This is a genomic window from Candidatus Aminicenantes bacterium (assembly GCA_026393795.1).
Lineage (GTDB): Bacteria > Acidobacteriota > Aminicenantia > UBA2199 > UBA2199 > UBA2199.
On sequence record JAPKZL010000081.1, the window covers coordinates 1 to 5,524 of the forward strand.

At 50.7% G+C, this 5,524-nt stretch carries 5 protein-coding genes; 4 read left to right on the plus strand and 1 reads right to left on the minus strand.

Features of this window, described 5'->3' with window-relative positions; all coding sequences use genetic code 11:
• Positions 1 to 37: 37 nt before the first annotated feature.
• Positions 38 to 535 carry a DUF2284 domain-containing protein gene (locus NTW95_03900; protein ID MCX6556565.1) on the minus strand — a complete coding sequence of 166 codons (498 nt, stop codon included), beginning with the start codon at positions 533 to 535 and terminating at the stop codon, positions 38 to 40.
• Between the two features lie 346 nt (positions 536 to 881).
• Here NTW95_03900 and NTW95_03905 point away from each other — a divergent pair, with 346 nt between their 5' ends.
• From NTW95_03905 to NTW95_03920, 4 genes are all read left to right on the plus strand, one after another.
• Positions 882 to 1,409, plus strand: coding sequence for a sigma-70 family RNA polymerase sigma factor (locus tag NTW95_03905; GenBank protein ID MCX6556566.1), 528 nt, complete (start codon positions 882 to 884; stop codon positions 1,407 to 1,409).
• 79 nt (positions 1,410 to 1,488) lie between these two features.
• Positions 1,489 to 1,932, plus strand: a complete 444-nt coding sequence (locus tag NTW95_03910; GenBank protein MCX6556567.1) for a hypothetical protein — start codon at positions 1,489 to 1,491, stop codon at positions 1,930 to 1,932.
• Between the two features lie 641 nt (positions 1,933 to 2,573).
• The gene (locus NTW95_03915) at positions 2,574 to 4,643 is read left to right on the plus strand and encodes a hypothetical protein (GenBank protein MCX6556568.1); all 2,070 of its coding nucleotides are present in this window, start codon (positions 2,574 to 2,576) and stop codon (positions 4,641 to 4,643) included.
• Between the two features lie 20 nt (positions 4,644 to 4,663).
• On the plus strand, positions 4,664 to 5,524 hold an 861-nt coding region (locus tag NTW95_03920), incomplete at its 3' end, for a hypothetical protein (protein MCX6556569.1).

Here is a 5,524-nt window from a genome sequence, read left to right on the forward strand (position 1 = left end):
TTGATTTTTTCTAGAGATTTGTTCGTGATGAGAATTTCTAGTCGATCAGCACCAGGCCGTAACGATTCTGCTGCTCGTCCTTTTTTTTCAGGACATGGCAGGGAAAGCCAAGCTGGCGGGCGGTTTTGTACATGTCGATTCCGAACAACTGGTCGCAGGGGCGTATCTTTTCGGGGAAAGGGCACTCTTTGCCCAGCTCCAAAGCGCAGCTTTCGCAAAAGTTGCAGCAGCGGATGGCGCTGGCGAAATAATAGCCGTCAAGGAAAGCCGCCCGCTCGATTTCCAGCGACGCCCGGGTCAGCTCGCGGGCATCGTGCGCATGCAGGAGCAGGATGCGCGTGTAGCAGCGGATCATTTCGATCCGCTCATTGAATGTGGTGCCCCTGGCGCTGCACTTGAGGTTGTCGTTGCCGTTGCTGTCGCAGCCCCAGCGGCATTTCAACTGGACGCGCTTGTCGAAATATATTTGTTGGGGAGTGATCAGGACGGCATCCTCCATTTTAAGTTTTTTTGCCAGCTGCAGATATTTTTCCATGCGTTCATCATACACCCCGGCCGCCGGCGGTTGCAACCGGTTGCCCTTTTAAGTATCGGGGAGGTGCTCCCTTCTGGGACAGACAAATACAATCCGCCAAAGTCGGCGGATGATTTGTGCTGCTTTCTTGTCGACTTTGCCAAAACAAGGGAAAGATATCGGTAGCAAGTCTATGATTAGAACATATAATTTGATAAACTGATCTCCTTTCAGGCCGATTAAGGAAAGCAGCAATGAAACGCCGGGCACTGTTTTTTGCACGCACAATTTAAAAATAAGACACACTAAAGACGCGCTTCGTCCGTCGATATCAGTGAACAGCATGAATGATCGACCAGCAGAAAACATGGATGCCAGCAGCCGGCTCGAGCAGGCCTACAAGAGCGAAAAGCCGCGTCTCCTGGCCCGGGTGCGCGCCGCCGGGCGCAGCCTTGAAGAGGCCGAGGACCTGGTGCATGACGTCTATGCCGAAACCCTGGCGCGCCTGCCCCTGGCGGCCGACATCCGCAACCTGCCGGCCTGGATCAATTCGCTGTTCACCCGGCGGCTGATCGACGCCTGGCGGCACGAGAAAGTGCGCCAAGCCTCCGGCGAGACCGACGTGGCCGAAGAGACCTTGCGCGAGATCATCAAGGGCGCGGGACTCGATCCCCATGAAGCGTATGTCAGGGAGTGCCTGGTGGACGCCCTCAACGACGCCCTGCGCGTCCTGCCTGCGGCCCAGCGTCAGGTGGTGGAAGCCCAGGTGTTCGGCGACATGACCTTCCGCGAGATCGCGGCGGCTACCGGCGAGAGCATCGATACCCTGACGGCGCGCAAGCGCTACGCCCTGCGCAACCTTTCCCGCGCCCTGCGGCACTGGATCGACGGATGAACGGGCACAACGGTACCGGCCCAAGCGGCCGTGCCCGAAGCGATAATTTTTACCGGGGCACACCCGGAGGAGGCATAAAATGTCTGATCATGAGAATGATTGCAAACGGAGTCCGGATGATGCCGGCGCAAAAGACTCGGAGAAATCAGGAGTGTCGTACTGCCGTCCCGGACAACATCATGGACACGGCGGCGATTGCGACGGCCCGGGCTGGTGGGAGGAGCGCAGCCTGCCCCAAAAAATAATGATGGGCATCGGCTTCGGTATCCTGGGGATCGGTTTGCTCTTCCTTTGCGGCTGGGTCGTGATGCTGCTGTGGAACTGGTTGATGCCCGACATCTTCGGACTCAAGCGCCTGACCTACTGGCAGGCCTGGGGCTTGTTGATCCTGTGCCAAATTCTCTTCAAGGGCTTCGGCTCGGGGCACGGCAACGGCCGCAGCGACCGCAAGCGCCGCCGGCATTTGCGCCGCTACATGCGCGAGGAGCAGGCGGCCATGAAAGAGGCGCATGAAAGCGAGTGAAAAAAGGAACGCAAGGGATTTGGTGTCTGGTCTTACATTATGACATTAAATTTGCTAGGATGATTCAGTGTTGAAGAGCTCCATAATAATGAAGCTGCGGAGGGTGAGGAAAAAATATGTGGGTGCTGACCAAGAAATGGTGGATCATTTCGGGCATGCTGCTGGCCCTGATACATCCACCGATGCATCCTTAAATTAAAGACTGTAATTTATGCAAAAAAGCAAGCACCGTCCATGACCGTCAAGGCAATAATGAAAGACCTGACCCCAATGTCTTTGAGGTAGTGATGATCTTGCCATATTGGCTGGAATGAAAAAATATAAATTTCTAAAGACTTTCCCCAAAGCTGTAAGACTTTCTCGTAAAATATCACTCTCATTCACAGACTCAGAAAATCTATTTAGTAATTCCTTGAAGAATTTCAATGCCAGGTATTGATATTTCAAAAATGGTTCTTTAAAATCACATCATAGGAGAAATAGATTTTTCTGTCAGTATAACCCGGCCAGGAAAACTGTAAGGGAAAATTGGCAGGCGAGAAATGGGAGGCAGATCTTGCAGGCGGCTTTACTATCATTATTAGCAATACAAGTCTGCCTGCCCCACCCCCAGTTCAAGCGCCCAAGGAGGGAGTTGACCAATGAAATCAAATTTCAGAAAGCGATTTGACCCGTGGATCTCCAAATCGGTTTTAGCCATCGTTTTCGGCATGCTGGGATTGAGCGTGGCGTTGACCGGCATCGGAGTTCCTGAAACCGGCTATCCGCCCAATCTTCCAATTGGCAGTCAATGCGCTGAAGGTACATCGCCTTATGAAAATGTGGAGGGGATCACTCAGAAAGCGATCGGTTCCGGCATCGTGATGGCGTCGATTGGCAAAAGAATATCAGCGGACCTTGTTTTGATGACGTATGACGGAGCGAACTTCAGCTACAAGATCGGATGGGACTATCATTCTGCCAACATATACGTGCCCTCTTCGGCGTGGACGGCGCCCTTTACTGTCGCTGGAAATCCTGTTGCGGCGGTTTCACCAACATTGAAATGGAGGCCGCAGACGGCGTCAATGGCCGTGGCAGACATCGATAAAAATGGACGGCCGGATTTCGTGTTTGTCGCCTATGGCGCTACTGCAATTGTATTGTCGTCCGGCGAGGTCCGTGCACCAGCCAAGTTTTACTACAAAATTGGCTGGAATGCCGACGAAAACGGATATGTCTCAGCGTGGAGCGATTTTATTTCCGTGTCTGGCATTGGCAATAAGGTGGATGGCATTGGCGTGGCCATGGAAGACCTCGACCGGAACGGCTCTTTGGACATGATGCTGATGGTCTGCAGACAGAATGCTTTCTTTTTCAAAAACGGGAGAGACCTTAGCGCTGATGGCAAAGTCGCTTATTGGACCTCTTTAGGGACCGCGGCCGGGTTTCCACTGCAGAAACCGGCCGGAGTCGGGATTGCTATTGCAGATGTTGATCTGGATGGCGCTTTTGATCTGGTGCTAATGGCCTATGGACAATTGGAAAATAGCGAAGCGCAGTCCTTTAACTATCGGGTGGGATGGGCCTTAGATTCCGATTCCAAACCCAAAAAATTAAGTCGCTGGTTTGTTCTTTCAGGCGTGGGAAAAGAGGCGACCACCTGTGGATTGACATACTTACATGAACGGATGAATAAAGGACGGTCGCTATCTTATGTAGCATGGATTCAGCGACTGGTTTTTATGGCTTATGACAAAAAAACCGACAATAGCCGCCAGTTCCGGTATTTCGCTCTTCCCCTGACGACCTCCGGTGCAACGTTCGCCGAACCATCCGATTACGCTCCGCTCATCAACTGGGGGCGTCCGCAAACACTTTCGGTTCCAAGCAGTTACGATGACCAGACAGGAGAAAAACTTTTCAATATCAATATGCGCGAGGTCCAGTTTGCCGCCTGGGATGCGCTTGCGCTTTTTGCGTTGCACTGTCAAGATGTCGAAACTGCTGGCCAGACTGAATCTCATCCTGAATGCTGGTACAAGTACCCCGATTCTAGCCTTAATTTTATTTCCGTATTCAATCATCCCTGCTTTTCCTACGAGAAATGCCCGGACTTCCTTGTGGCTGCCGTGGCATGGTATGTCGCCAAGAATATGAGCTGGGTTGCGGATGACGTCAATACGTATGTGCTGAACGATATCCATGGACTTGGATACAGTCCAGGTGGCGAGGGTATGCCTGCATACTACATCATACAGTACACCGATCCAGCAAAAAACCCGGATCTCATAACCAGCCTGCAATCCAAGAATCCGGACTGGGCGCTGCAATACAATGACGGCAAAATCTATCATGGTGATTGCGAAGATTTTGCCATACTGCGCCATGCGTTGTTGAGAGCATTGGGGTTTAACAAGCGGTTTGTCTGGAACGCGCGTGCCCCGGGTCACGAGTTCAATGTTGTACTCTATAATGGCGCATATCGAATTATGGATTATGGATCGATCATGTCGTACCTATGTGCTGTGAGTTCCATCACTGCCCGGATCAATGCGGCATGGAACGAGCTCAATGGACCAAGGTTTAGTGGTTCAGTAAATGAATATTTCAAAGAACTAGTTTTAAAGCGAGTCTATCCGGATCGATGCTGGACGGAAGAACTGGGCTGGCTTTTCACTCGCCAACCTAGGCCTGATTTTGAAGGGAACAAGAATTGTTTTTGCCGATAACATGATGTGAGGTGATGCAAATGACATATACATTAAAATCTAGATGGCATTCGGGTCTGGTCATCTCTTTGGCACTGGCTGCAATGCTTTTGGCTGGCGCAGGCATTGAAAAGCTAAAGGGGAAAAAACAAGTCCAGGCTGAAGCGGAGACTCCCGATTATGAGAGCAGTGACTTGTCGATCGTATTGAAAGCCGAGATTGATCTTGCTACGGCCAGAAGTAGTTGCCGATACACAATCAGGAATCGCGGCATCATTCCTGTCCGCTTAAACTTGCACAGTCCATTGTTTGGCAAAACTGAAAAACTGGATATTGCCAAAAGGGCTTCACAGGACATCAAGGCGGCGAGCAATATTAAGCTTTCACGTTTTTCCGAAAAAACATGGGTGGCGGTCATCCGTCCGTATTTGCTGCGCGAGGATGATGAAAAGCTCACATTATTGCCTGGTTTATATGACATTGACGTTGACGTCAAGATACCCAATGGTTCCCGTATCATAAAATCCTCTGTGGCGCTCATGATGAAAAGCGGTACGCTGGCCATCTGGAAGTACAGGAATGGAAGAACCATTCCCCCAATTTACATCTGGTTCACAAGCAATCCCCGGGATGTCGAAATTAAGAAGGTTGTCCTGGAAACCGTTGATGAATCCGAAGTGCGAATTGAAATTGCCAATATTTCATCGACGACAGTGAATGGTTTGTTCTTGAAATCTCAGATTCCAAAAACACTCTTTGAACCTATTTTTGAAAAATCAGATGGCGAGTTTGTCCAGCTCGATGTTGACATGGCTGAATGGCATTTTAAGTTGGAAAAATTGTATGCTGGTGAAAGCAAAACGGTTCATTATTCAATACTAAAGCTGCAAACCGGAGTCGGC